Annotated in this window: 23 protein-coding genes and 1 pseudogene; 6 read left to right on the forward strand and 18 right to left on the reverse strand. The window is 68.0% G+C overall.

The window, feature by feature from the left end; translation table 11 throughout:
• Window position 1: 1 nt before the first annotated feature.
• The gene (locus MSG_RS23315; protein ID WP_096443412.1) at window positions 2–391 is read right to left on the reverse strand and encodes a hypothetical protein; all 390 of its coding nucleotides are present in this window, start codon (window positions 389–391) and stop codon (window positions 2–4) included.
• A gap of 190 nt (window positions 392–581) precedes the next feature.
• Between MSG_RS23315 and MSG_RS23320 the strand changes: the two genes are divergently transcribed.
• Complete coding sequence (locus MSG_RS23320) at window positions 582–1,298, forward strand: PadR family transcriptional regulator (protein WP_096443414.1); 717 nt, start codon at window positions 582–584, stop codon at window positions 1,296–1,298.
• Between the two features lie 50 nt (window positions 1,299–1,348).
• Here the strand turns inward: MSG_RS23320 and glpK are convergent, their stop codons facing one another.
• Window positions 1,349–2,875 (reverse strand): glycerol kinase GlpK, encoded by a 1,527-nt coding sequence (gene glpK / locus MSG_RS23325; protein WP_096444758.1) that lies wholly within the window; start codon window positions 2,873–2,875, stop codon window positions 1,349–1,351.
• Between the two features lie 138 nt (window positions 2,876–3,013).
• Between glpK and MSG_RS23330 the strand changes: the two genes are divergently transcribed.
• The gene (locus MSG_RS23330) at window positions 3,014–4,486 is read left to right on the forward strand and encodes a hypothetical protein (protein WP_096443416.1); all 1,473 of its coding nucleotides are present in this window, start codon (window positions 3,014–3,016) and stop codon (window positions 4,484–4,486) included.
• A gap of 16 nt (window positions 4,487–4,502) precedes the next feature.
• Here the strand turns inward: MSG_RS23330 and egtE are convergent, their stop codons facing one another.
• The 14 genes from egtE to MSG_RS23400 all read right to left on the reverse strand — a co-directional run bounded on the left by egtE (window position 4,503) and on the right by MSG_RS23400 (window position 18,222).
• On the reverse strand, window positions 4,503–5,648 hold the full coding sequence (gene egtE / locus MSG_RS23335) for an ergothioneine biosynthesis PLP-dependent enzyme EgtE (protein WP_096443418.1): 1,146 nt from the start codon (window positions 5,646–5,648) through the stop codon (window positions 4,503–4,505).
• Complete coding sequence (gene egtD, locus MSG_RS23340; protein WP_096443420.1) at window positions 5,645–6,610, reverse strand: L-histidine N(alpha)-methyltransferase; 966 nt, start codon at window positions 6,608–6,610, stop codon at window positions 5,645–5,647. The genes egtE and egtD overlap by 4 nt, the downstream gene beginning before the upstream one ends.
• Window positions 6,607–7,320, reverse strand: coding sequence for an ergothioneine biosynthesis protein EgtC (gene egtC, locus MSG_RS23345; RefSeq protein ID WP_096443422.1), 714 nt, complete (start codon window positions 7,318–7,320; stop codon window positions 6,607–6,609). Before egtC ends, egtD begins: the two co-directional genes overlap by 4 nt.
• Window positions 7,320–8,630, reverse strand: a complete 1,311-nt coding sequence (gene egtB, locus MSG_RS23350) for an ergothioneine biosynthesis protein EgtB (RefSeq protein WP_096443424.1) — start codon at window positions 8,628–8,630, stop codon at window positions 7,320–7,322. The genes egtC and egtB overlap by 1 nt, the downstream gene beginning before the upstream one ends.
• Window positions 8,627–9,916 carry an ergothioneine biosynthesis glutamate--cysteine ligase EgtA gene (gene egtA / locus MSG_RS23355; protein ID WP_096443426.1) on the reverse strand — a complete coding sequence of 430 codons (1,290 nt, stop codon included), beginning with the start codon at window positions 9,914–9,916 and terminating at the stop codon, window positions 8,627–8,629. Before egtA ends, egtB begins: the two co-directional genes overlap by 4 nt.
• A gap of 172 nt (window positions 9,917–10,088) precedes the next feature.
• Complete coding sequence (locus MSG_RS23360) at window positions 10,089–10,736, reverse strand: sensor domain-containing protein (protein ID WP_096444759.1); 648 nt, start codon at window positions 10,734–10,736, stop codon at window positions 10,089–10,091.
• Between the two features lie 20 nt (window positions 10,737–10,756).
• Entirely contained in the window at window positions 10,757–11,188 is a 432-nt protein-coding gene (locus MSG_RS23365) for an organic hydroperoxide resistance protein (RefSeq protein WP_096443428.1), read from the reverse strand.
• Between the two features lie 46 nt (window positions 11,189–11,234).
• Window positions 11,235–12,686: a catalase gene (locus MSG_RS23370; protein WP_096443430.1), complete on the reverse strand. Its 1,452-nt coding sequence runs from the start codon at window positions 12,684–12,686 to the stop codon at window positions 11,235–11,237.
• A 163-nt stretch (window positions 12,687–12,849) separates the two neighbouring features.
• On the reverse strand, window positions 12,850–13,383 hold the full coding sequence (locus MSG_RS25255) for a hypothetical protein (RefSeq protein ID WP_096443432.1): 534 nt from the start codon (window positions 13,381–13,383) through the stop codon (window positions 12,850–12,852).
• A 220-nt stretch (window positions 13,384–13,603) separates the two neighbouring features.
• Window positions 13,604–13,981 carry a hypothetical protein gene (locus tag MSG_RS23380; RefSeq protein WP_096443434.1) on the reverse strand — a complete coding sequence of 126 codons (378 nt, stop codon included), beginning with the start codon at window positions 13,979–13,981 and terminating at the stop codon, window positions 13,604–13,606.
• Between the two features lie 192 nt (window positions 13,982–14,173).
• Entirely contained in the window at window positions 14,174–14,326 is a 153-nt protein-coding gene (locus MSG_RS25260) for a hypothetical protein (protein ID WP_162899273.1), read from the reverse strand.
• Window positions 14,327–14,750: 424 nt separating this feature from the next.
• Window positions 14,751–15,878: a DUF4185 domain-containing protein gene (locus tag MSG_RS23390; RefSeq protein WP_096444760.1), complete on the reverse strand. Its 1,128-nt coding sequence runs from the start codon at window positions 15,876–15,878 to the stop codon at window positions 14,751–14,753.
• Window positions 15,879–15,909: 31 nt separating this feature from the next.
• Window positions 15,910–16,956, reverse strand: coding sequence for an aspartate-semialdehyde dehydrogenase (locus MSG_RS23395; protein ID WP_096443438.1), 1,047 nt, complete (start codon window positions 16,954–16,956; stop codon window positions 15,910–15,912).
• Window positions 16,957–18,222: an aspartate kinase gene (locus tag MSG_RS23400; RefSeq protein ID WP_096443440.1), complete on the reverse strand. Its 1,266-nt coding sequence runs from the start codon at window positions 18,220–18,222 to the stop codon at window positions 16,957–16,959.
• 112 nt (window positions 18,223–18,334) lie between these two features.
• Between MSG_RS23400 and MSG_RS23405 the strand changes: the two genes are divergently transcribed.
• Both MSG_RS23405 and leuA read left to right on the forward strand, forming a co-directional pair.
• Window positions 18,335–19,816, forward strand: a complete 1,482-nt coding sequence (locus MSG_RS23405; RefSeq protein ID WP_096443442.1) for an HNH endonuclease signature motif containing protein — start codon at window positions 18,335–18,337, stop codon at window positions 19,814–19,816.
• A 162-nt stretch (window positions 19,817–19,978) separates the two neighbouring features.
• Window positions 19,979–21,799 (forward strand): 2-isopropylmalate synthase, encoded by a 1,821-nt coding sequence (gene leuA / locus MSG_RS23410; RefSeq protein WP_096443444.1) that lies wholly within the window; start codon window positions 19,979–19,981, stop codon window positions 21,797–21,799.
• A gap of 3 nt (window positions 21,800–21,802) precedes the next feature.
• On the opposite strand, the pseudogene MSG_RS23415 reads toward leuA, so the two are convergent.
• Window positions 21,803–23,197, reverse strand: a pseudogene (locus tag MSG_RS23415) (chloride channel protein).
• Between the two features lie 447 nt (window positions 23,198–23,644).
• Complete coding sequence (locus tag MSG_RS23420; RefSeq protein WP_096444761.1) at window positions 23,645–24,646, reverse strand: DEDDh family exonuclease; 1,002 nt, start codon at window positions 24,644–24,646, stop codon at window positions 23,645–23,647.
• Window positions 24,647–24,736: 90 nt separating this feature from the next.
• On the opposite strand from MSG_RS23420, the gene MSG_RS23425 reads away from it, so the two are divergent.
• Entirely contained in the window at window positions 24,737–25,984 is a 1,248-nt protein-coding gene (locus MSG_RS23425; RefSeq protein WP_096443446.1) for a Mur ligase family protein, read from the forward strand.
• Window positions 25,977–26,684 (forward strand): type 1 glutamine amidotransferase, encoded by a 708-nt coding sequence (locus MSG_RS23430; protein WP_096443448.1) that lies wholly within the window; start codon window positions 25,977–25,979, stop codon window positions 26,682–26,684. Before MSG_RS23425 ends, MSG_RS23430 begins: the two co-directional genes overlap by 8 nt.
• Window positions 26,685–26,725: the final 41 nt, after the last annotated feature.

The following is a 26,725-nucleotide window of genomic DNA, read 5'->3' on the forward strand; positions in this document are numbered from 1 at the left end:
GTTACCCGGTGACACTTGCCGCCATCAAGGCGACGTCAGCTATCAACAGCGCCCACCCGCACAGTGGCACCACCACGCCCTTACGGCGCTTCGCCGTGAAAAACGAGATGACGATGATTACGAAAGCCACCAGCGGCGCGCCGTAAAACGCGATACCGAAGTCGATTCCCCCGCGGCCAAGGTTGGGACAATTTCCGCCGGTGCAGCCGTCGGTGCTCATCACCGCGCCGAGCGCGAACAGCATCACGATCGCAGCGGCCGGCATGGTCGACAACGCCAGACCCCAGTTGACCCACGGCCAGGTCTGCGCGTTCCGGTCGGTCTCGCTGCGCGCCGGGTCCGTCGTGTGGGGGTGGCTTTCGAACGTCACGTTGGACTTGTCAGCGTTCATCTCGTTCCCTGTACCCGTCGCCTCAAAGTGGAAAACGGGCCACGTTGATGCAGCTCAGGGTGCTTTTCGCGGGACTGTCGCCTGACCCATCCGAAATAACACGTTGCATCACGTTAGTTTTCGATATATCGTGATATTCCGAAGCGCCCATCCCGGGGCGCTACCCCCCTAAAACGTGAGGACTACAAACATGAGCAACCCATTCACTCCCCCCGACGGCCCCTTCGCCGCACGGCCCGGATTTGGCTTCGGCCCCGGCCCTGCCGCCCAACGGCGTGCGCTGCACGACGCCAAGCGGCATGCCCGTCGGGAATTCCGCGAGCACCTGCGCGACCACGGCCGTGACGAGGGCTTCGGACCGAGTTTCGGACCCGGCTTCGGTCCGGGTTTCGGTCCGGGTTTCGGTCCGGGCTTCGGTTTCGGCCCCGGCGGCCGGCGGCGCGGCGGAGGCCGGCGCGGCGGGCACAACCGTGGACGGCGCGGAGACGTGCGTGCGGCGATCTTGACGCTGCTGGCCGAGCAGCCGATGCACGGTTACGAGATGATTCAGCAGATCGCCGAGCGCAGCAACGGAATCTGGCGGCCCAGCCCCGGCTCGGTCTACCCGACCCTGCAGTTGCTGACCGATGAAGGCCTGATCTCGGCGACCGAAACCGACGGCAGCAAGAAGCTTTTCGAGCTGACCGAGGAGGGTCGCGCGGCCGCCGAGAAGATCGAAACCCCGCCGTGGGACGAGATCGCCGAAGGCGTAGACCCCGGGCAGCTGAACCTGCGCGCGGCCGTCGGCCAATTGTTCGGGGCGGTCGGGCAATCCGCCCACGCCGCCACCCCCGAGCAACAGCAGCGCATCGTCGACATCGTCAACAACGCGCGGCGCGAGATCTACGGCATCCTCGGCGAGGACTGATCACGAGCGGAACGCCCGCCGGCACGGCTGCCGGCGGGCGTTCTCGCGTGCTACGACACGTCGACCCAGTCGAGCGTTCGCTGCACCGCCTTGCGCCAGCCCGCATATCCCGCGGCGCGCTGCTCGTCGCCCCACTGTGGCGTCCACCGCTTGTCCTCCTGCCAGTTCGCCCGCAGGTCGGACGGGTCGGCCCAGAATCCGACCGCCAGCCCGGCCGCATAGGCCGCACCCAGCGCGGTGGTCTCGGCGACCACCGGCCGTACCACGTCCACCCCCAGCACGTCGGCCTGAATCTGCATGCACAGCTCGTTGTTGGTGATGCCGCCATCGACCTTCAAAACCTCAAGGTGCACACCGGAATCCGCGGCCATCGCATCCACCACGTCGCGGCTCTGGTAGCAGATCGCCTCCAGCGTCGCGCGGGCCAGATGTGCGTTGGTGTTGAACCGCGACAACCCCACGATCGCGCCGCGGGCGTCGGATCGCCAATATGGGGCGAACAGGCCGGAGAACGCGGGGACGAAGTACACCCCGCCGTTGTCCTCGACTTGGCTTGCCAGCCACTCGCTTTGCGCGGCACCGCTGATGATGCCCAGCTGATCGCGCAGCCATTGCACCGCCGAGCCGGTCACCGCGATCGAACCCTCGAGGGCGTAGACGGGTTTGGCATCGCCGAACTGATAGCAGACGGTGGTCAGCAGCCCGTTCTGTGACCGCACGATCGACTCGCCGGTGTTGAGCAGCAGGAAATTGCCGGTGCCGTAGGTATTTTTCGCCTGTCCCGCGGACAGACACACCTGCCCGACCATCGCCGCATGCTGATCGCCGAGGACCCCGGTGATGGGCACTTCGCCGCCCAGCGGCCCGCTGCCCTCGGTGAGGCCGTAAGGCTGCCGCGGCGACGACGACGCGATCGCCGGCAACATCTGGCGCGGAATGGAGAAGAAGGACAGCAGCTCGTCGTCCCAGTCGAGCGTCTCGAGGTCCATCAACATCGTGCGGCTGGCGTTGGTGACGTCGGTGACGTGCACGCCGCCCCGCGCCCCGCCAGTCAGATTCCACAACACCCAGCTGTCGGCGGTGCCGAACAGGGCGTCACCGCTTTCGGCCGCCTCGCGCACCCCGTCGACGTTTTCCAGAATCCACTGCAGCTTCCCGCCGGCGAAATAGGTGGCCGGCGGCAGGCCCGCCTTGCGACGGATCACGTCGCCGCGGCCATCCCGCTCCAGCGCCGACGCGATGCGGTCGGTGCGGGTGTCCTGCCAGACGATGGCATTGCAGTACGGCCGTCCGCTGCGCCGGTTCCACACCAGCGTGGTCTCGCGCTGATTGGTAATACCCAGGGCCGCAATATCTTTCGTCGAAAAATTGACCGAGTTCAGCACCGACATCAGCACCGAGGAGGTGCGTTCCCAGATCTCGATCGGGTTGTGCTCGACCCAGCCGGCGCGGGGCATGATCTGCTCGTGCTCGAGCTGGTGACGAGCGACCTCAGCGCCGTCGTGATCAAAAATCATGCAGCGCGTGCTGGTAGTGCCCTGGTCGATGGCGGCAATGAATTCTCCGGACGAGGCCAATGGTTGCTCCTGGGTAGTGAGCTGTGACACTTCACCGTCCATGATGGTCTACCCGACCACCGCGTCTGCGGGAGGGCGGCTACGCCAGTCGGACCGTCACCCTTGCGTAACCGCCGGTAAACCTGTTGCATCGGCGTTGTGGGCGAAGAGGTCAAGCGCACCACGTATGACCGTGAACATCGGCGGGAATACCGGCGCAAGGTGCAGCTGAGTCTGAACGTCTTCGAGACGTTGCTGGCCCAGGCACGGTTCGACTCCGATCGGCCGCTCACCGGCATGGAGATCGAATGCAACCTCGTCGACGCCGACTACCAGCCCGCCATGTCCAACAGATATGTGCTGGATGCCATCGCGGATCCGGCCTATCAGACCGAATTAGGCGCCTACAACATCGAATTCAATGTGCCGCCCCGGCCGCTGCCCGGACATACCGGGCTGGATCTGGAAGCTGAGGTGCGAGCCAGCCTCAACGACGCCGAGGTCAAGGCGAGCGCGGGCGGGGCACACATCGTGATGATCGGCATCCTGCCCACTTTGATGCCCGAACATTTCAACTCCGACTGGATGAGCGAATCGGTCAGATACGCCGCGCTCAACGACTCGATCTTCAATGCCCGCGGCGAGGACATCCCGATCCAGATCTCCGGTCCGGAACCGCTGAGCTGGCAGGCCACCTCGATCGCGCCCGAATCAGCTTGCACAAGCATGCAATTGCACTTGCAGCTGGCGCCCGACGATTTCGCGCCCAGCTGGAATGCGGCCCAGGTGATCGCCGGCCCGCAGCTGGCGCTGGGCGCCAACTCGCCCTACTTCTTCGGTCACGAGCTGTGGGCCGAGACGCGGATCGAGGTGTTCGCGCAGTCCACCGACACCCGGCCCGAGGAGCTGCAGACGCAGGGTGTGCGGCCGCGGGTATGGTTCGGCGAGCGCTGGATCAACTCCGTCCTGGACCTGTTCGAAGAGAACATCCGCTACTTTCCCTCGCTGCTGCCCGAGTTGTCCGACGAGGATCCGGTCGCCGAGCTGGCCGCCGGTCGCATCCCGCACCTCGCCGAGTTGCGCCTGCACAACGGCACCGTGTACCGCTGGAATCGGCCGGTTTACGACGTTTTCGACGGCCGTCCCCATCTGCGGCTGGAGAACCGGGTGCTGCCTGCCGGGCCGACCGTCGTCGACATGCTGGCCAACTCAGCGTTCCACTACGGCATGCTGCGGACTCTGTCCGCCGCCGAATACCCGCTGTGGGCCAAGATGAGTTTCGCTGCGGCACAGGCGAATTTCCTCGAGGCGGCGCGCAACGGCATGGATGCCCGGTTGCACTGGCCGGGCCTGGGCGACGTGCCGGCGGCCGAGTTGGTGCTCGACACCTTGCTGCCGATGGCGCATGAGGGGTTGCGCAGTTGGGGTGTGGACGCCGAAGTACGCGACCGGTTTCTCGGCGTCATCGAGGGCCGCGCCAAGGCCGGTCGCAACGGGGCCGGCTGGCAGGTGGCGACGGTGCACGCGCTGCAGGACGGCGGCATGACGCGGTCCGCCGCGCTGGCCGAGATGCTGCGCAGGTACTGCGAACACATGCATTCCAACGAACCGGTGCATACCTGGCCGACCTAGTCCGTTCGAGTTTCCGCTAGGCGGCGGTCGCGACCGTCGCGGCGATCAACGCCTCGGCGAACGTCTCCAGGTCGGCGGCGGTGGTGTCGACGTGCGGCGAGATCCGCAGCAGCGGCCCGGTCAGCTCCAGGGGCGCGCGCTGCACCCCGGCGTAGGTGGTCAGGATCCGTCGTTCGGCGAGCAGCCAGGCTCGCACCGCCTGCGGGTCGGCGCCGTCGACCGGCGCCAGCGTGGTGATCGCGCTGGGCTCCTCGACCTCCTCAATCACCGCCCAGCCGGGCACGTCTGCCAGCACGGCGCGGCCGATGCTGCCCAGCTCGGCCAGCCGGGCGCCGACTGCCTCGGGTCCGTACGCCAGATACTCGCCCAGCGCCACCGAAAACCCCACGCGCGCAGCGATGTTGGCCTCGCCGAACTCAAGCTGCTGAGCCAGCGTCGATGTCGGCGCCCACTCCGGGGCGGCGAGCCGCGGTGACAACCGCTCCATCAGCTCGCCCCGGACGGCGAGTACACCCACGCCGCGCGGCCCGGCGATCCACTTGCGCGAGGTGGCATACGTGACGTCGGCGCCCGCGGCGCAGTCCACGTGGCCCAGCGCCTGAGCGGCGTCGACGACCATCGGCACACCCAGCTCGCCGCAGAGCCGGGCCAGCATCGCCACCGGCTGCACGACGCCGCTGTGACTGGCGACAGCCGTCAGGTGCACGAGGTCGGGAGGGTGGGCCGCCAAGGCAAACGCCGCGTCGTCGAGGGCCACCCGGCCGTCGCCGAGGGTCGGCAGCAGTTGGCGGTCGAATCCGTGCGCCATCAGCACGGCCAGGTTGGGCCCGTATTCGCCGGGCAGGCAGGCCACGGTGCGACCGTCGGCCGGCCAGCTGCCGAGCAGCAGGTCCAGCGCGTTCAGGGCGCCGGTGGTGTACACCACTTCGGCGTCGGGCATTCCGCTGAGCATGGCGAATGCGGCGCGCCCGGCCTCGAGCGTGGGTGCGGCGGCCTCGGCCGCGACGTAACCACCGACCTCGGCCTCGTGGCGCGCGTGCTGGGCGGCGGCGTCGATGACGGCCCGGCTCTGGCGCGAACACGCCGCACTGTCCAGGTGCAGCCCGGCCACCGGCGGGCGGGCCTGCCGCCATCGGTCGGCCAGCGACCCGCCGTCGCTCACTTGACTGCCAACGACAACCCGAAATCGCCCGCGGCATCGGTCCACCACTGAACGCGACGCAAACCCGCCCCGGCCAATTCGGCGCCCACCCCGCCCGTGTAGAACTTGCTCGACACCTCGGTCAGCATTTCCTCGCCGGCGGCGAAGTCGACGGTCAGGTCGAGGGCACCGACGCGCACCCGCTGCGGCCGATCGGTCCGCAGCCACATCTCGATGCGTTCCTCGTCGGCATTCCAGCGCGCTACATGCCGGAAGGCGTCGACGTCGAAATCGGCGTCGAGTTCCCGGTTGACCACCGCGAGCACATTGAGATTGAACCGGGCGGTCACTCCGGCCGCGTCGTCGTATGCGCGCAGCAGCCGACCGGTGTCCTTGACCAGGTCGGTGCCCAAGAGCAGGGTGTCGTCAGGCTGCATCACGTCGGCCAACGATTTGAGGAATTCGGCGCGCGGACCGGGGGTGAGATTGCCGATCGTCGACCCGAGGAACACGAACAGCCGACGGCCCCCGCTTGGGATCTCACCCAGGTGCTTCTCGAAATCGCCACAAACAGCCTCGATTTCGATCCCGGGATATTCGTGCTGGATGGCCGCTCCGGCGGCCGACAGCATGGTCTCGTCGACGTCGAACGGGACGAACCGGCGCAGCGATCCGCGGGTGTGCAGCGAATCCAGCAGCAGACGAGTCTTCTCCGAGGTGCCGCTGCCGAGTTCGACCAAGGTGTCGGCCCGGCTCGCCGCTGCGATTTCGCCCGCGCGGGCACGCAGGATCTCCGCCTCGGCCCGCGTCGGGTAGTACTCCGGCAAGCGAGTGATCTGGTCGAACAACTCACTGCCGATCGAATCGTAGAACCACTTGGGCGGCAACGACTTCGGCGTGCTCTGCAGACCGTCGAACGCGTCACGGCGCAGTGCGAGGTACGCCGAGTCGGCGGCGAGATGGTTGGACAACGTCAGTGTCATCGAGATCCTTTCGGCCCGTCCAGCGGGGTCATCGTTACGCCTTGAGCTGTCACTTCGACAAGGTGGTGATCCGGCACGTCCTCCCATTCGGAGTCGTTGTCGTAAGGTTCGCTGGCCAGCACCACTCCATCGGCACGACGCAGGATGGACAAGGTGTCGCCCCATGTGGTGGCAAGCAGGCGAGAACCGTCGGCGGCCAGGATATTCAGTCGCGCACGTGGATCCGCGGCGCCGGTCCGGGTAACCGTGTCAGCCAGCTCCTCGAGCCCACGCTCGAAGACGAGTGCCGCCAATATCGCACTGTCGCAGACGGATTCGGCTTTCGATGACATCGTCAGTACGGCGCGGTCGACAACGCCGTTGTGCGACAACAGCCATTGCCCGTCGGTGAACGGGGCGGTGGCGCTGGTGTCGATAGGCATGCCGACGGTCGCCGAACGGACGGCCGCGACCACGCAGTGGCTGCGCAGCGCCGGGGCGACCGATTCGAACGAGGTGTCACCCCACAGCGGCGCGGGGCTGCGCCAGCGCCGCGGCACCTCACCCCCCGACGAGCGATCGAAAAAGCCGACACCCCAGCCGTCGGCGTTCATCAGGCCGTGTTTCTGCCGACGCGGGGCATACGACTGCTCCCGCAGCCCGAACGGCGGCTCCAGCGTCAGCGAGGCAACGCTGACGTCGGCGCCCAACCACCCGAGGTGACGGCACATCAGGTGGTGTCCCCCGCGTCGGCGACGTCCCAGGCCAACCGGACACCGGAGAAGATCTGACGTCGAATCGGGTGATCCCAGTTGCGGAAGCTGGGCCGCAGGATGGCCGACTCCACGGCCCAGGATCCGCCGCGCAGCACCCGGTAGTCGCCGTCGAAGAACGGCTGCGAGTAACGCTCGTAGATCATCGGAACGAACCCCGGCCAGGGACGCAGCGGCGAGCTGGTCCACTCCCAGACGTCACCCAGCAGCTGCTCGACCCCGTACGCCGAGGCGCCGGCGGGGTAGGCGCCCACGGGCGCGGGACGCAGTGCGGTGCCACCCAGGTTGACGAGATCGCCCGACGGGTCCTGCGCACCCCACGGGTAGCGACGGCGGGTGTTGGTCGCCGGATCCCAGGCGCAGGCCTTCTCCCACTCGATCTCGGTGGGCAGCCGGGCACCGACCCACGCCGCGTACGCCTCGGCCTCGAAATAGCAGACGTGCTGCACGGGTTCATCGTCGGGAATGTCCTCGACGTAGCCGAACCGGGTGCGGGTGCGCGCGTCAGAACCCCAGAACTGCGGGGCGGACAGGCCCGCGCTCAGTCGGTGCTCCCAGCCGCGCGTGGACCACCAGCGCGCCTGGGTGTAGCCGCCGTCGGCGATGAACTGCTGCCACTCCCCGTTGGTGACCGGCACCCGGCCGATGCGGAACGCCGGCACGTCGACGACGTGGGCGGGACGCTCGTTGTCCAAGGAGTACGGCTCCTCGGCGGCGTCCACGCCCAGCACGAACGGGCCCGCAGGCACCAGCACCGAGCTGCCCGCCACGTCCGGCCGCCCGGCGGGCAACTCGCCCGGGTCATGCAACAGCGCGGCCCCGGTGCGCAGGTTCAACGCCTGCAACATGGTCTCGTCGTGCTGATTTTCGTGACTGACCACCATGCCGTACGCGAACGCCGCGCGGTCACCGGCGGGATCGGCGGGCAGCGCATCGAGGGCGTCCAGCGCGGCGGACCGCACTGTGCGGCAATAGGATCGGGCCTCGGCCGGGGACAGCAATGGCAGGTCGGCGCGGCTGGCGCGGGAGTGCACGAACGCGTCGTAGAGGCCTTCGACCGACGGCGGCAGGATCCCGGGCCGGTTCGGGTCGCCGCCGCGCAGCAGCCAGAACTCTTCCTGCTGGCCGATGTGCGCCAGGTCCCACACCAGTGGGCTCATCAACGGGTCGTATTGCCGGCGCAATTCGGCGTCGTCGAAATCGACCAGGCTCAGCGTGCGTGTGCGCGCCCGCTCCAGATCAGCTGCGAGTCTTTCCCGTGCAGTCACAGGCCCCCTTGGGCCAGCTGCGAAACCGTCGTCGCGATGCCGCGATCGACCACCTGATCGGAGAAGTCGTCGCCCGGACAGCGGCCTTGCGCGACGTTGTCGGCCAACCGCTGCATCGGCTCGGTCAGCTCGGCCGGCGCACGCTCGGCGGCGATGGCCACACACCGGTTGGCCGCCGCACACAGCCGCCGATCGCGCAGCCCCAGCCGGGCCGCCGTATCCCAGGCGGTGGCCACCGGCTCGACGGCCTCGGCGGCCAGGTCGGCGGCGGCGGGGTCGTCGAGCAGGGCAACCAACGTAAACACCACCGCGGGCCACAGGGAATCGGGCACGCTGTCGAGATAGCGGATCTCCAGCCATTGGCGGGGCCGCACCGGCGGGAACAGCGTGGTCAGGTGGTATTCCAGGTCGGCGATGGTGGGGCGGCGGTCGCCCAGCAGGACGCGGCCGTCGGCCCAATCGGCGAACGGCACCCAGTGCGTCACCGGCACCGCCTCCGGGTTGTTCACCAGCATCACCGGCGCCTTGAGCGCATAGCGGGCCCAGTCGGTGCCCGGGTCGTCGCCGCTGACGCTCAGCACCGGTCCGCAGCGCGCCGAGTCCATCGCTCCCCACACCCGCTGGCGGGTCGACACCCAGCCGGTGAATTCGCCGCGCAGCATCGGGGAGTTGGCGGTGAGCGCGATCATGGTGGGTCCCAGGGCGTGCGCCAGCCGCACCCGGGCAGCCCAGCCGGACTGCGGCCCGGCATCTATATTGACCTGCACCGAGGCGGTCGACGTCATCATCGCGGCGCCCGCCTCACCGGAGCGGCTGGCGGCGAAGAATTCCTCCATGGCGCGATACCGCGCGCCGGGGTTCACCCGCGTGGGTGAGCGCAGCGGATCTGCGCCCAAAAAGACCAGTCCCAGGCCAACATTCGCGAACGTCTTTCTCAGCACGGCCTGATCGGTGTGCATCGCGCCGATGGCCGCGATGATGCCGTTCTCCGGCGGACCGGACAGCTCGACGGCGCCGCCGGGTTCGACGGTGACCGCGCTGGCGCACGGCAGCGGCGGCAACACCTCGAGGACTTCGGTGATCTCGCCCCAACTCGGCCGGCGATCCGGATCGGTGGGATCGAAACAGTGCGCCTCGACCTCCAGGCCGACGCGGCCGAGTGGACCGTCGACCAGGCAACCGTCCGCGATGTATTGCGCGGCGGCCGAAGAATCGGCTAATTCGGCGTCGATTGGCCGGGCGGTATCCAGCTGCGAGGCCGCGGCGGTGATAGCGGCGAGCGTCATATCACGATCCCTCCGGACCCGACCACGCCCGAACGCATTCGGGCCGGGCGCCATACTGGGCGGCTATCGGAACGATAGCCGCCCTCACTTCATCATGCAGATCGCCCCGACATATTCCCGTTCCCGCAATTTCTGGCGACGCAGCAGTCACGGAGACCCATATCTGCCCGCGCTATTGGCCTAACGCGTTCTGCATCGCTCCGGCCAGCACGTTGACCGCGGGGCCCGCGTTGCCGGATTGGCAGACCTTGGCTTGTAGCAGCACGTTCTCCCGCAGCCGAGTTTGATTGAAGCAGCGCCGATCGGTGCCCGCTTCCTGCTTGGTCCAGTTCTCGTCGGTGGCGGTCGCGGGCCCGCCGGCAAACGACCACACCTGCGTTTGCCCGTTGTCCAGGTGCATCGCCGTGGTCTGGCCGGGGCAACCCACCGTCCGGTCCACCACGCGGTGGAAGGCCCGGGCCGCGGCGTCGGGCGTGGCAAACACCCCGACCGCCTGCTTGACGAAGTGGGTCTGGTCGCTCGGCGAGGTTTGGGTGGTGGCGCCGTTGAACGAAGCCAGGTCGGGGTCGTTGTACACCTCTGGCAGGCCGATGTCGGCCCAGTCGTTGCAGTCGGCGAGGTCGACGAAATACCCCTGGACCGGTTCGGTGAACACCGTCTCGAAGCCCATCGGGCCACCGACGATGTTGCCGACCGACCCCTTGCCCAGGACCGCATAGGACACCGCCCCGGGATCCGAGGGATGCGCGGCGGCAGCGGGAGTCGCCAACGCGGCGCCGGCGGCCACGCCGGCCGCCACCACCGCGACGGAGATCCGCATCGTCGGAACCAAGGGCCCGGCTAGACCTTGACCGAGACGTCCACGTCGATGTTGCCGCGGGTGGCCTTGGAATACGGGCACACCTCGTGAGCGGCCTCCACCAGATCGCTCGCGACGCTTTGGTCCAGGCCCGGCAGGTAACCGACGATCGTGGCGGTGAGGCCGAACCCCCCGTCGGAGGAGTCCTTCCCGATCCCGATCTGCACGGTAACGTCCGTGGCGTCGTCGAGTTTGACCTTCGCCTTGCCGGCCACCAGCCGCAGCGCGGACAGGAAGCAGCCGGCGTACCCCGCCGAGAACAGTTGCTCGGGGTTGGTGCCCTCACCGCTGCCGCCCAACTCCTTCGGCGGCCGGGTGTCGAGGTCGATGCGGCCGTCGTCGGACCTCACGTGGCCGTCGCGACCGCCCCCGGTTGCCGTGGATTGCGTGGTGTAAACGACATCAATCGTCATGAGTCTCGATCATGCCAGGGCGGCTGCGTCCTAGCGAACACGCATTTCACTGCCCCAGGTTTGCCCGCACGCCCTCCTCGACCTGCTTCCCGAGATCGGGGTCGACGTTGCGCCAGTACTCGAACACCCGCGACAGCACCGGCTCCTTGACGCCCTTGGATACATGTCCAATGATGTTGTGCGCCAATCGTTCTCGTGCCTCGTCGTCGAGCACGTCGCGGACCATCGTACCGGCCTGACCGAAGTCGTCGTCCTCGGCGCGCAACGTGTAGGCCGCGCGGATCATCTCGCCGTCCGCCTGCCAACGCACCTCGGCGGCGCGCGCCGGGTCGGCCTGCGGACCGCCGTAAGAGTTGGGGGCGTAGACCGGATCCGAGACGTTGGTCATCCGCATCGCGCCGTCTTTGGAGTAGCTGTTCACCTCGACCTTTGGCGTGTTGACCGGAATCTGCCGATAGTTGGTCCCCAGCCGCGCGCGATGCGCATCGGAGTACGAGAAGCCGCGCGCCAGCAGCATCTTGTCGGGGCTCAAGCCGGTACCGGGCACGGTGTTGTTGGGCTCGAACGCGGCCTGCTCGATCTCCGTGTGGTAGTCGGTGACGTTGCGGTTCAGGGTCATCTTGCCGACGTCGATCAGCGGGTAATCGCCGTGCGGCCACACCTTGGTCAGGTCGAAGGGGTTGAACCGGTATGTCTTGGCCTCCTCAAACGGCATGATCTGCATCTTCAGCGTCCAGCTGGGGTGATCGCCGCGCTCGATCGCCTCGTATAGATCCCGCTGGTGGTAGTCACCGTCCTCGCCGGCCAGTTGGTCGGCGTCCTCTTGAGTCAGGAACTCGATGCCCTGATCGGTGATGAAGTGGTACTTCACCCAGAAGATCTCGCCTCCGGCGTTGATCCAGCTGTAGGTGTGGCTGCTGTAGCCGTTCATGTTTCGCCAGGTCTTCGGGATGCCCCGATCACCCATCAACCAGGTGACCTGATGGGCCGACTCCGGCGACAGGCTCCAGAAGTCCCACTGCATGTTGTGGTCGCGCAAGTTCGTTGCCTGCATCCGCTTTTGAGATCGGATGAAGTGCTGGAACTTCAGCGGGTCACGCATGAAGAAGACCGGTGTGTTGTTGCCGACCAGATCGAAGTTGCCCTCGGTCGTGTAGAACTTCAGCGCGAAGCCGCGCGGGTCGCGCCAGGTGTCCGGGCTGCCGCGCTCGCCGGCCACCGTGGAGAACCGGGCCAGCATCTCGGTGTTGGTGCCGGGCTGGAATACCGCGGCCCGGGTGTAGTTGCTGACATCGTTGGTCACCTCGAACTGGCCGAAGGCGCCTCCGCCCTTGGCATGCGGCTGACGCTCGGGGATGCGTTCCCGGTTGAACTGCGCCATCTGCTCGATGAGGTAGTGGTCCTGCAGCAGGATCGGACCGTCGGGTCCGATCGTCAGCGACTTGTCGTCGCTGGGTGCCGCGATACCGGCGTCGTTGGTGGTGAATCGTTCCGTCATGTGGCCATCTCCTCGTCGCCTGGGCTGACCTTACGTATACCGAGGGCAGTGCGACGAGTACCCACGGAGTTTCAAGCCGAACCGGCGTCAACGCGTTTCGGCCACCCAAAGCAAGGGCCGGCGCCCCGTCTACGGGGCGCCGGCCGGCGATGCCGCGTGCGAGCTACGAACGTGGCGCCGGGCTCGCAGGCGTGCTCGACGGCGACGGGCCGGGACCGAACGGGCCGCCGGGACCGAACGGGCCGATGAACACCGGCCCGCCCTGACCGCCCGGGCCGAACGCCGGCGGATAGCCGGGGCCGCCGGGGCCGAAGCCGGGGCCGGGCCCGGACCAGGGCCCGGGGCCGCCAGGACCCCCGTATTGCCACGGTCCCGGGCCGCCCGGGCCGCCGGGGCCGAACATGCCCGGATGATGCTTGTGGCAGTAGTGGTAGTGCCCGAAGAGCACGGCTCCGGAGAAGAACACCACCGACAGGATGAACACGATGCCGGCGACGATGACCACCCACGCGGCGGCCAGATACAGCTTGGGCGGCTTGAGGCGCTCGGGCTGCGCGGGAGGTCCCGCCTGCACCGGCGGCCGCACCGGTGGCGCTGGTGGCGGTGGCGGTGGCGCTGGTGGCGGTGGCGGTGGCGGTGGCGGTGGGACGACGCCGGCGGGCGCCGGCTCGGTCGAGGGTTCTGGTGTATCACTCATGCCTTGCATACTGCCCGTGTCGGGCGCGTCGTAACAGGTCGCGTGTGACAAAGTTGCTGTGAATTAACCGAATTGGGTTCTAAGAACAGCGCGGCACGCAATGCCGGTAGCCCGGCGCTCCCCCGAGCGCCGGGCTACTTGCTGTCGAATTGATGGCCCCCGGGGTCCTCCTATCGCCCCGTGAGCATCTGAACGGGTTGGCGGCTTTCCCGCACCGGCACTACGGCGTGTGCGAGGGAGCAACCGATGACGGGATCTGGCCGGGACCGGGGACACCGGGACCGGCCGAGCCGCCCTGCAGCGCACCCTGCGGAGCCGGCGGCGGCCCGAACGGACCACCCGGGCCGCCCATCCGGTGATGCCATCCCGCTGCCGCGTGGTGTTTGTGGTAGCGGTGATGGCCGCCGTGGTGCCCCAGCGCCAAGCCGGCGAAGAAGATCACGGAGACGATGAAGACGACGCCGGCGACGATGGCAACCCATGCCGCGGCCAGGAAGACCCTGGGGGTCTTGTAGACGGGTGACGCGGGCTCGACGGCCGGCGCCGGGGCGGTGGCGGTCGCAGACCGCGCAGTTGGGGTTTCAGATGTTTCACTCATGAGACACATGATGCGGCGGTCAACAGTAGTGGCCGCTATGCGCCGCTTATGTAGCAGCTGTGAGCTGAAAACCACGTCCCACCTGGCGAAACCACTACCCGGACCAGGCAAGTCGGCCCGCAGGTCGGTCGGCGCTAAATGATCGAGTGCCGGCCGACAAGTCCATGTCGGCCGGCACTGAGCGCGATGCGTCTAGTCGCGGATCTCGAACGGGACGCGGATGGCTCCGTTACCGTGTGCCTGGTGCCGCACCGGGGGCGGCGGGGGAACAGGAGCCGGCTGGCCCTGCAGATCATCGCCGGGAACGCCGGGCGCAACCGGCTCGGCCAACGTTGCACTCTTCATTTCCAGCTCAGCGCCGACCCCTGCGGCCAAACCAACCAAAACGGCACCAGCAGCCAGAGCAAGCCTGAACTTCGCGACGTTGGATGACAATTTCTCTCCGTAAAGCTAGTTGGATTACGTTGCTCCGCAGCATGGTCCCGAAGTATTCCGAATTTGCTATGCCACTATTGCGCGGAAGTAAAAGAGTTCTCGCATAGTTGCGTTTATTTCGCTGAAGTTAAGAACTTCTCCTCGGCTAGATTGCGGCGAAGTAAACAACTCCTCTCACGCTCGGTTGCGGCACGCGGGCGTGACCGCGCCTAGAACGCGTGACTTGTTGTGCGCCAACATCTTTCGGCAATCGACCCGCTCGATTGGCGGCAAGGCGCCGCCCACTGCCTGTACTACAACAAGTCATTGATAAAGCGGCGCGGGTTTCTCGCCGCTACGGCTTGAATGGGTTCACCGCGAACTGGATTACCCGGTACGGCGCGGACACCCGCGCGCGGGTATCCCATTGACTGACGAAGATGCGTAGTTCGTCGAGCGTCGAACCGGGCGAGATGTATCCGCCGTACGGCTGCGCCAGCCGGTTGTCGGTCGGGGGCGGCAGGCTTTCCGCCGGCTCGGGCCACTCGTCGTGCTGCACGACCGTGGTCACCGGCGCGGTGCCCAGGGAGGTGGGGTCGTCGGCCACCCGGACTTCCATGTTGCCGGTGCTGGCGTTGAAATAGGACAGGACCGTCTTGCCGTCGATCTGCCGCACGCACATCTCGCCGACCTGGTCGGGCCACAGCGGCGTCGGCCGCTTGTTCCAGCCGCCGTCGGGCCCGGCCGCCCAGCCCTGCCAGCGGGACCGATCGGTAAAGCTCTGGGGCGTGGCCCGGTACAGCACCACGGGTTGGCTGCGAGTGAAGCTATTGGCCACGATGTAGACCCATCCGGTCTGCGAATCGGGCGTGGGAATCGGGTCGTAGTAGCCGCTGATCTGCGTTTGCGAGCCGCCCTGATAGGCCGCCTCCCGCTTGGACCCGGACACCGTCTGCCAGCCGGCGTGCGCCGGCTCGGCCGCCACCAGCCGCGAGGTCTGCGGCTTCAGGTCCTTGGTCGTGGTGACCATCATGTAGTTGCGGCGGTTGATCTCGACCACCCCAGCGGGTAGCTGCGAATCCCCTGCCGGTGTCGGATCGGCCAGCAGCGGCCTGGTGATTCCGGTGACGCCGGTGTAGCGCACCCCGTCGGGGTCGTCGATGGACGCCGTGTCGACATGCAGCGCGACCGGCGAATACCAGCCGCCGAATCCGACGCCCTGGCCGGCGAAGCTATCGCCGCACACCTGCAGCAGTTCGGTTGGGAATTCAAGAAATTCGCACAGATCGGTTGCGCCGATGCCGTAATCCTTTGTGGTGGTCCCGGTTCCGGCCGTCGGTCCGAGCCGCATCACCTGCCCCGGCGCCAGTGGCTGCAGGATCGGCTGCGGGGCCGGCGCAGGCGGGTCTGCATGTGCGATCCAAACAGGCTGCAGCACAAGCAAACATGTCACGGACACGATTGAAGTTGAGCACCGCATCATCAGCCGGCCGCGCGCGGGACTCACCCGCGGATCACAATGCCGAGTGCAGTTCCGAGGCCAGCAGTTCGGCAATCTGGATGGTGTTCAGGGCGGCCCCCTTGCGCAGGTTGTCTCCCGACACGAACAGGGCCAGGCCCCGGCCATCCGCGACGCCCTCGTCGTACCGGATCCGGCCGACCAGCGACTCGTCGACGCCGGCGGCCGCCAACGGCGTCGGCACGTCGACCAGCTTCACCCCCGGTGCGCCGGCGAGCAGTTCGCGGGCGCGCCCGGGCGAGAGCGGGCGCGCGAACTCGGCGTTGATCGACAGCGAGTGCCCGGTGAAGACCGGGACCCGCACGCAGGTTCCGCTCACCAGCAGCTCGGGGATCCCGAGGATCTTGCGGCTCTCGTAGCGCAGCTTCTGGTCCTCGTCGGTTTCGCCGGATCCGTCGTCCACCAGCGAGCCGGCCAGCGGCAGCACATTGAAGGCGATGGGCGCGACGTAGGTCTTCGGTGCCGGGAACTGCAGCGCCCTGCCGTCGTGCACCAACTGCTCGGCGTCGTCGATCACCGCGCGCGCCTGCGTGGCCAGCTCTTCGACGCCGGCCAACCCGCTGCCGGACACGGCCTGATAGCTCGAGACCACCAGACGCCGCAGTTGGGCCTCGTCGTGCAGCGGTTTCAGCACCGGCATCGCGGCCATCGTGGTGCAGTTCGGGTTGGCGATGATGCCCTTCGGCCGGCTGCCGGCGTCGCGGGTGAAGTTGACCTCCGACACCACCAGCGGCACGTCCGGGTCCTTGCGCCAGGCCGAGGAGTTGTCGATCACGGTCACGCCCGCCGCGGCGAACCGCGGGGCCTGCACCAGCGACATCGTCTTGCCGGCCGAGAACACTGCGATGTCCAGGCCGGTCGGGTCCGCCGTCGCGGCGTCCTCGACCTCGATCTCCTGCCCGCGGAATCCCAGCTTGCGGCCCTGCGACCGGGCAGACGCGAAGAATCGCACGGACGTCGCGGGAAAGTCGCGTTCCTCGAGCAGGTTGCGCATCACCTGGCCAACCTGGCCGGTGGCTCCAACTACCCCGATGGCAACCATCTAACGACCCGTCCCCGCATATACCGTGGCGGTCTCCTCGCCGCCCAGCCCGAACGCCTCGTGCAACGCCAGGACGGCCTTGTCCAATTCAGTGTCGCGGCACAGCACCGAGATGCGGATCTCCGACGTGGACATCAGCTCGATGTTGACGCCGACCCTGGCCAGCGCCTCGCAGAAGGTCGCCGTGACGCCCGGATGGCTGCGCATCCCCGCGCCGACCAGCGACACCTTGCCGATGTGGTCGTCGTAGAGCAGCTGGGTGAAGCCGATCTCCTCCTTGAGGGCGTCCAGCTTGGCCACCGCGTTGGGTCCGACATCACGCGAGCAGGTGAACGTGATGTCGGTCTTGCCGTCCTCGACCTTGGAGACGTTCTGTATCACCATGTCGATGTTCACGTCGGCGTCGGCGACGGCCCGGAACACGCTGGCCGCATAGCCGGGGATGTCGGGCAGCCCGACGATGGTCACCTTGGCCTCGCTGCGATCGTGCGCGACGCCGGTCAGAATGGGGTCTTCCATGGGTACGTCCTTGATCGATCCGACGACGACGGTGCCCAGTTTGTCCGAGTACGAGGACCGGACGTGCACGGGCAGGTTGTAACGGCGGGCATATTCGACGCAGCGCAGCATCAAGACTTTTGCGCCGCAGGCCGCCATCTCGAGCATTTCCTCGAAGGTCACGGTGTTCAGCTTGCGGGCGTTGGGCACGATTCGCGGGTCCGCGCTGAAGATCCCGTCGACGTCGGTATAGATCTCGCAGACGTCGGCGCCTAACGCGGCGGCCAGGGCGACGGCCGTGGTGTCCGAGCCGCCGCGGCCCAGTGTGGTGACGTCGCGAGTGTCCTGGCTCACGCCCTGAAAGCCCGCGACCAGCACGACATCGCCTTCGTCGAGAGCGGACTGCAGCCGCGTCGGCGTGACGTCGATGATCTTCGCGTTGCCGTGTGTGCTGGTCGTGATGACGCCGGCCTGCGAGCCGGTGAACGAGCGGGCGTGTGCGCCGAGCGACTCGACCGCCATGGCCACCAGGGCGTTGGAGATGCGCTCACCTGCCGTCAGCAGCATGTCGAGCTCGCGGGCCGGTGGGACGGGGCAGACCTGCTGAGCGAGGTCGAGCAGGTCGTCGGTGGTGTCGCCCATCGCCGAGACCACCACTACGACGTCGTTGCCCTGCTTCTTCGTCTCGACGATGCGTTCGGCGACGCGGCGGATGCGTTCGGCGTCGGCCACCGAAGATCCGCCGTACTTCTGTACGACCAGCGCCACTGTTCCCTGTCTGCCCTTCTGCGCCTTACAGATGCCCTTTTTCGGGCCCTGCCCAGCAGGTTCCACCCCCGGAGTTAAGTCCACAACAGAATACTGGGCACGCGCCGGGAGTATGTTGCCGGACCGCCGTGGCATCATAGAACATACGTTCGAGTCTGTGTGGGCCTGCCGACCGACGCCGGAGTCGGCGGCGTTGATCGACCAGATCTGTGCGACGGCTCGTGCGGAGAATCGGGCGGCGGCCGCGCAGCTGGTAGCGATCGGGGAGCTGTTCGGGTACCGATTTTCGCGCTGTGCGGACAATGAAGAGTGGGCGATCGACACCGTGGTGGCGGTCGCGGCCGAGGTGGGTGCGGCCTTGCGCATCAGCCAGGGACAAGGGCTGATCCGGGTGCATCTCGCCCGAGCGCTGCGTGAGCGACTACCGATGGTGGGCGTGGTCTTCGCCGCCGGAGAGATCGACTACCGGGCATTTCAGACGATCGTGTCGCGTACGGATCTAGTTCTCGATCCCGACGTGCTCGCGGCGGTGGACGCAGCACTGGCGCTCGAGGTGCCGCGCTGGCCATCGCTCAGCCACGGCCGGTTGGGCGCTGAGGTGGACAAGGTCGTGGGCCGCCTGGACGCGGATGCGGTGCGCCGACGGTCCGAGCGCACCCGTGATCGGGAGATCTGGATCGGGACCAACAAAGACGGGCTGTCCGAGATCAATGGCAGCCTATGCACCCCCGCCGCCCACGCGCTGGACACTCGGCTGACCGCGTTGGCGGGCACGGTGTGCGAGCACGATCCGCGCACCCGCGACCAGCGGCGCGCCGACGCCCTGGGAGCGCTTGCCGCCGGGGCGGATCGGTTGGGCTGTCGCTGCGGACGCGACGACTGCGCGGCGGGCAAGCGGCCATCCGCCGGCCCGGTCACGATTCATGTGATCGCCGAGCAACCCACCATCGACGGCACTGGCTGCGCGCCTGGGTGCGAAGTGGGTGCCGATGGGCTGATCACCGCGGAGATGGTGGCCGAGCTGGCAAAGTCGGCCAAACTGATGCCCCTCCAGCATCCGGGTGACTCCGCACCCGAGCCGGGCCACGTGCCCAGCAGGATGCTGGCAAGTTTCGTGCGCTGCCGCGATCTGACGTGCCGCTGGCCCGGCTGCGACACACCGGCGGTGGCCTGCGATGTAGACCATACGATTCCCAACTCCCAGGGCCGGCCCGCCCATGCCGCCAACCTCAAGTGCTACTGCCGGCCGCATCATCTGCTCAAGACCTTCTGGGGCTGGCGGGAGCAAATGCCCGACGGCACGCTGATCCTCACCTCCCCCGCAGGACATACGTATGTCACGACTCCCGGCAGCGCCTTGCTCTTCCCCAGCCTGTGCCGTTCTGTCGGTGGACCGGCCGCGCCCGAAGCCGAGTCGCCACCGGAGGATTGCGGCGAACGCACCGCGATGATGCCGAGGCGCCGCCGCACCCGCGCCCGAGCCCGAGCCCGAGCGCAGCGGATCGCCACCGAACGCCGAGCCAACCACGCCGCCCGCTTCAGCGACGCCGGGCCCGCCCCGCCCAGCGTCGACGACGGTTCGGCGCCCTTCTAGCCACGTTTTGGCGATGAGACCGATCGCGGTAGAGTGCTGGGCGTGCAGCGGGTGCTCCTCCTCGGACGCCGCGACGGGGTCTGAGCCAGACCGGCCTCCCGTCGCGGGAGTTCGTAATGCGCCGGTCTGAGGTCCCTTCTGACATCCCCCGGAGCAACTACCGTGAACAACTTTTCCGAATCTGATAGCCCCGACACCTACACCGAGTCTTTCAGGGCGCGAACCATCGTCACCCCCGCCGGCCCGCCCGGTCCCGGCCAGGCCGTGTGGAACCCCCAGCGCGCCTCCGCGATGCCGGTCAGCCGGTACCGGCCCTTCGCCGAGGAGGTAGAGCCGATTCGGCTGGCCGACCGCAGTTGGCCCGACCGCATCATCGATCGCGCGCCGATGTGGTGCGCCGTGGACCTGCGGGACGGCAACCAGGCGCTGATCGACCCGATGAGCCCGGCCCGCAAGCGCCGGATGTTCGACCTGCTGGTGCGCATGGGATACAAGGAGGTCGAGGTCGGTTTCCCGGCGGCCAGCCAGACCGACTTCGACTTCGTCCGCGAGATCATCACCGACGCCGCCATACCCGACGACGTGACCATCCAGGTGCTGACCCAGTGCCGCCCGGAGCTGATCGAGCGCACCTTCGAGGCGTGCGAGGGCGCGGCGCGGGTGATCGTGCACTTCTACAACTCGACGTCAATTCTGCAGCGGCGCGTGGTTTTTCGCGCGGACCGGGCCGCCGTGCAGGCCATCGCCGTCGACGGTGCTCGCAAGTGCGTCGAGCAGGCCGCCAAGTACCCCGGCACTCAGTGGCGCTTTGAGTATTCGCCGGAGTCCTACACCGGGACCGAGCTGGAATACGCCAAGCAGGTGTGTGACGCGGTCGGCGAGATCATCGCGCCGACGCCGCAGAACCCGATCATCTTCAACCTGCCCGCCACCGTCGAGATGGCAACCCCGAACGTCTACGCCGACTCGATCGAGTGGATGAGCCGCAACCTGGCCAACCGGGAATCGGTCATCCTGAGCCTGCATCCGCACAACGACCGCGGAACCGCCGTCGCCGCAGCGGAATTGGGCTACCAGGCGGGCGCGGACCGCATCGAGGGCTGCCTGTTCGGCAATGGCGAACGCACCGGCAACGTGTGCCTGGTGACGCTAGGCCTGAACCTGTTCTCCCGCGGCGTGGACCCGCAGATCGACTTCTCCAACATCGACGAGATCCGGCGCACGGTGGAGTACTGCAACCAACTGCCGGTGCACGAGCGGCACCCCTACGGCGGGGACCTGGTCTACACCGCGTTCTCCGGCAGCCACCAGGACGCGATCAACAAGGGCCTGGACCAGATGAAGATCGACGCCGACGCCGCCAACACCGACGTCGACGACCTGTTGTGGCAGGTGCCGTACCTGCCGATCGACCCGCGCGACGTGGGACGCACCTACGAGGCGGTGATTCGGGTCAACTCGCAGTCCGGCAAGGGCGGCGTGGCCTACATCATGAAGGCCGACCACGGTCTGGTGCTGCCGCGGCGGCTGCAGATCGAGTTCTCGCAGGTGATCCAGAAGATCACCGACGGCGAGGGTGGCGAGGTTTCGCCGAAGGAGATGTGGGACGCCTTCTACGAGGAGTACCTGGCCCCGATCCTGCCGCTGGAACGGATCCGGCAGCGGGTCAACGCCTCCGAGGAGGACGGCGGCAACACCTCCGTCGTCGCGACCGTGAAGATCAACGACGCCGAGCACGAGATCAGCGGCTCCGGCAACGGCCCGCTCGCGGCGTTCGTTCACGCACTGGCCGACGTCGGCTTCGACGTCGCCGTTCTGGATTACTCCGAGCACGCGATGAGCGCCGGCGACGACGCCCAGGCCGCCGCCTATGTGGAGGCGTCGGTAGGCGGCCGCACGGTGTGGGGGGTGGGGATCGCGCCGTCGATCACCACCGCGTCGCTGCGGGCCGTGGTGTCGGCGGTCAACCGGGCGTCCCGCTAAGGCTCAGGGTCGGCTCGCGCGGCCGTTACGCCGAGCCGATGCCCAACGCCGCACGGCGGTGCGCGGCGGCCTCGGGAAATAGGGGATCAGGTGCCGCGTCCGTTCCGTGTCTTCGTTGAAATCGTGCAGTCGGGCGGTGAGTAGATCCGTCATCAGCAGATGGCCCTTGTCGGCGCCCTCCGGCGATAACACGCGCAGCGGCCTGCCCTCTGATTCGGCGAAAACGTTCGCGGCGTGCCGCAACGTGGCCTGGGCGCTTATGGTGCCGGCTGCCGGCGTGGGCGACGGTCCGGGATGGACTACCTCGGCGACCAGGAATGCCTCCAGCGGATCGGTCGTGTAGTCCCGGGTCAGGTGCATACCGCTGCGCGCGATCTTCTCGGTGAGCACCGAACGCGCCAGGAGTAACACGGATATGACGTAGGCGGTGACCGTCGCGACGATCACCGGAAGCATCGCGGGCCACGCGCGAGTGAGTTCGAGGGTGAACATGATGGCGGTCAGCGGGGCCCGCATGATGCCGCAAACCACGGCGGCCAGCCCCAGCATTGCCCAAAACCCGGGAAACACATGTGGAAACCAGTGCCCGACGAAGGCGCCGAGCGCACTGCCGATCATGAACACGGGGGCGAATACACCGCCCGACGTTCCCGAGCCGAGTGACAGCGCCCAGATCGCGGTCTTCACCATGAGAATGCCGACTATCAGCGAGAGGCCGGCATGCCCGGAGAGCAGCAAACCGATCACGTTGTACCCGACGCCGAGGGCGCGCGGCTCGACCAACCCGCCGACGCCGATGATGAGACCACCGATCGCCGGCCACCACATCCAATGGATGGGCAGACGCGGGAAAGCGCGCTCGGCCCATTAGACCAGATGCGTCGCGCCGATCGCCAGCGTCGCGCCGGCGATACCGACCATGACCGCCAAAGCATCTGTGGGCCAATGTATTTCGGCGCTCCAGGTGGTGACAGGAAATATCGGTGCATGACCCAGGATCAACAGCCGAACCACCGTGGCCACGGCTACCGAGCCGGCGACCGGGACCAGGCTGCGCGGCCGGAATTCGAACAGCAGCAACTCGACCGCCAGCAAGATGGATGCCAACGGAGCGTTAAAGGTGGCCGCAATGCCCCCGGCGGCGCCGGAGGCGAGCAGGATCTTTCGCTCGTCCGCCGTCAGATGCAAGAACTGGGCGACGACCGAGCCCATCGCGCCGCCGGCCATGACGATCGGGCCCTCGGCACCGAACGGGCCGCCGGTGCCGATACTGATGGCCGCTGAGATCGGTTTCAGGACAGCAACTTTGGGTTCGACGCGGCTGCTACCGGTGAGGATAACCTCGATCGTCTCGGGCATACCGTGGCCGCGAACCTGATCCGACCCGTACCGGGCCATCAGGCCGATCACCAGACCGCCGGCAACCGGCGCACCCAGTATCAGCCACCATGGGTGCTGGTTAGCGGCCGGCGACACTAGGGCATCCGAAACTCGTTGATAGAAAACAAGGTTGGTGACCAATCCGATCAGCTGCAGCAGGCACCACGCCACCCCCGCCGATAGTGCGCCGATGAACAGCGCGATACTGGTGATCAGCAACACCCGCCGATCGACGGTGAAGTCCGCCAACGGTCCACTCACTTAACGTTTGTCCTCACTGCTGCGCTGGATGATGCCGCCACGCGGTCGCCGCTTGAGATCCGTCCCCCAGAACGCCAGGCGCAGGACGCTTTTGCGCTCCGCCATGGCCCGCTGATGATAACTATCAGCCTCGGGGCAATGCCTGGGGAGTTGCCGGGCGCCAGCTGAGAGGTTGCTGGAATTACCCGACAAGCACGCCGAGAGTCAGAACAGCACGAGCTGGTCGTCGGCCGTCGTGGCGTCGACGAACTCCTGGATGCTGGTGCCGCCGACGACGGCTCCGACGCCGTCCATGAACTGCGCGTCGGAGACCACCGGCACCCCCAGCTGCTGGGCTTGAAAACCCTTGCCCTGGCCGGGGGGATCGTCGTTGCAGACCACCAGCGAGGTCTCCCGGTCGACGACATCGGTGTACGCCAGCCCGGCGTGCAGGATCCGCTCGACCATTTCCTCGTGGGTGCGCCGCACCTCGGCGGCCAGCGCCACGCGCATGCCCTGGACCAACGGCCGGCCGCGAACATACGGGCCCGGATTGAGATAGGGGCAGGGCATCCGGGAAGCCAGCGCCTTCAACGGCCGCAGCTCGTCGTGGGTCACTCGGCCGTTGGGCCAGCTGCGCCGCGTGACGGGACGTACCGGCAGCCAGATGTCGTGTTCGCGGGCCCGCCCGAGCGCAGCACCGAGCACGCGGGTCAACACCATCGCGTCGTCGAAGGCGTCATGCGGCCGTTCCTGAGTGACGCCCCAGTGTGCGGCGAGGGTCTCCAGCCGCAGGTTGTCGATGCCCAGATCGAGCCGGCGGGCCAGCTCGACCGTGCACATCACGGTGTCCACGGGCAGGGCGGCGCCGGTGAGCTCGGCCTCCGCGGCGAGGAACGCGTAGTCGAACGCGACGTTGTGCGCCACCAGCGTGCGGCCGCGCAGCACGTCGACCACGTCGCCGACGATGTCGCCGAACTGCGGCTGGTCCTCGAGCATCGCCGCGGTCAGGCCGTGCACGTGGGTGGGGCCGGGATCCACGCCCGGGTTCAGCAGGCTGACGACGGACTGCTCGACGTTGCCACCGGCGTCCAGGCCGAGCACCGCGATGCTGATGATGCGCGCCTGACCTGGGCGAAAGCCCGAGGTCTCGACGTCGATGACGGCCCAACCCCCGTCCGGATCGCTGACCGGGCGGCCCCAGGGCGCCGATGTTGTGGGGCTCATGAACGACAGAATGGCACGCCGGGCCGACATCGCCCGGTCGTTGCGCAGCCGTGTCGTCGGTTAAAACCGGATCGCCCTTAAACTGCGCGGGTGGTAACCACCCGGGCACGTCTGGCGCTGGCCGCGGGAGCGAGCGCGCGGTGGGCATCCCGGGTCACCGGGCGCGGTGCCGGGGCCATGATCGGCGGCCTGGTCGCGATGACGCTGGATCGCTCGATCCTGCGTCAACTCGCGGCGGGCCGGCGCACGGTCGTCGTCACCGGGACCAACGGCAAGTCGACGACCACCCGGATGACCGCGGCCGCCCTGGCCACGCTCGGTCCGGTGGCCACCAACGCCGAGGGCGCCAACATGGACGCCGGCCTGGTCGCCGCGCTGGCCGCCGACCGCACGGCCCGGCTGGCTGCCCTCGAAGTCGACGAGATGCACGTGCCGCACGTGTCCGACGCCGTGGACCCCAGCGTCATCGTGCTGCTCAACCTGTCGCGCGACCAGCTGGACCGCGTCGGCGAGATCAACGTCATCGAACGCACGCTGCGGACGGGCCTGGCCCGGCACCCGGCCGCGGTCGTCGTGGCCAACTGCGACGACGTGCTGATGACCTCGGCCGCCTACGACAGCCCAAACGTCGTATGGGTGGCCGCGGGCGGCGCGTGGTCGAACGACTCGGTCAGCTGCCCGCGCAGCGGCGAGGTCATTGTCCGCGAGAAGGGCCACTGGTATTCGACCGGCGCCGACTTCAAGCGGCCCAGCCCGCACTGGTGGTTCGACCCGGAAGACGGGGGCACGCTGTACGGGCCCGAGGGGCTGGCCGTGCCGATGCACCTGGCGCTGCCCGGCGCGGTGAACCGCGGCAACGCCGCCCAGGCCGTGGCGGCCGCCGTCGCGCTGGGCGCCGACCCCGTCAAAGCCGTCGCGGCCGTCAGCCGAGTCGACGAGGTCGCCGGGCGGTACCGCACGGTGCGGGTCGGCCGGCATGAGGCGCGGATGCTGCTGGCCAAGAACCCCGCCGGCTGGCAGGAAGCGCTGTCGATGGTGAACAAGCACGCCGCGGGCGTGGTCATCGCGGTCAACGGACGGGTGCCCGACGGCGAGGACCTGTCCTGGCTGTGGGACGTGCGCTTCGAGCAGGTAGGGGAGGCCTTCCAGGGCCAAGTCGTCGCCGCCGGCGAACGCGGCACCGACCTGGCGGTCCGGCTCGGCTACGCGGGCGTCGAGCACACGCTGGTGCACGACACGTTGGCCGCCATCGCCTCCTGCCCGCCCGGACCGGTCGAGGTCGTCGCGAACTACACCGCGTTCCTGCGGCTGCAGCGGGAGTTGACGCGCCATGGCTGACTCCGTCGTGCGGGTCGGGCTGGTGTTGCCCGACGTGATGGGCACCTACGGCGACGGCGGCAACGCCGTGGTGTTGCGCCAACGGCTGCGGCTGCGGGGCATCGACGCCGAAATCGTCGAGATCACGCTGGACGATCCGGTGCCGGAGTCCCTGGACCTCTACACGCTGGGCGGCGCGGAGGACTACGCCCAGCGGCTGGCCACCCGGCACCTGATCAGGCATCCCGGCCTGCAGCGCGCGGCGGACCGGGGCGCACCCGTGCTGGCGATCTGTGCGGCCATCCAGGTGCTGGGTCACTGGTATGAAACCTCGTCGGGGGAACGGGTCGACGGCGTGGGCATGCTCGACGTGACGACCTGTCCGCAAGACAGACGCACGATCGGCGAGGTGGTGAGCACGCCGCTGCTGGCCGGCTTGAGCCAGCAACTCACCGGCTTCGAAAACCACCGCGGCGGCACCGTGCTGGGTGCCGCCGCAGCGCCGCTGGGAGCGGTCGTCAAGGGCGCGGGCAACCGCGCCGGCGACGGCTACGACGGTGTGGTCGCGGGCAGCGTGGTCGCCACCTACATGCACGGGCCGTGTCTGGCCCGCAATCCGGAGCTGGCCGACCTGCTGCTGAGCAAGGTGGTCGGCGAGCTGTCCCCGCTGCAACTGCCCGAGGTGGAGTTGCTGCGCACCGAACGACTGGCGGCCCGCTAGCACCGCACCGGCTAGCTGCGCAGCAAGCTTCTTCCAAGGAT

It is taken from the genome of Mycobacterium shigaense, from assembly GCF_002356315.1.
GTDB classification, from domain to species: Bacteria; Actinomycetota; Actinomycetes; order Mycobacteriales; family Mycobacteriaceae; genus Mycobacterium; species Mycobacterium shigaense.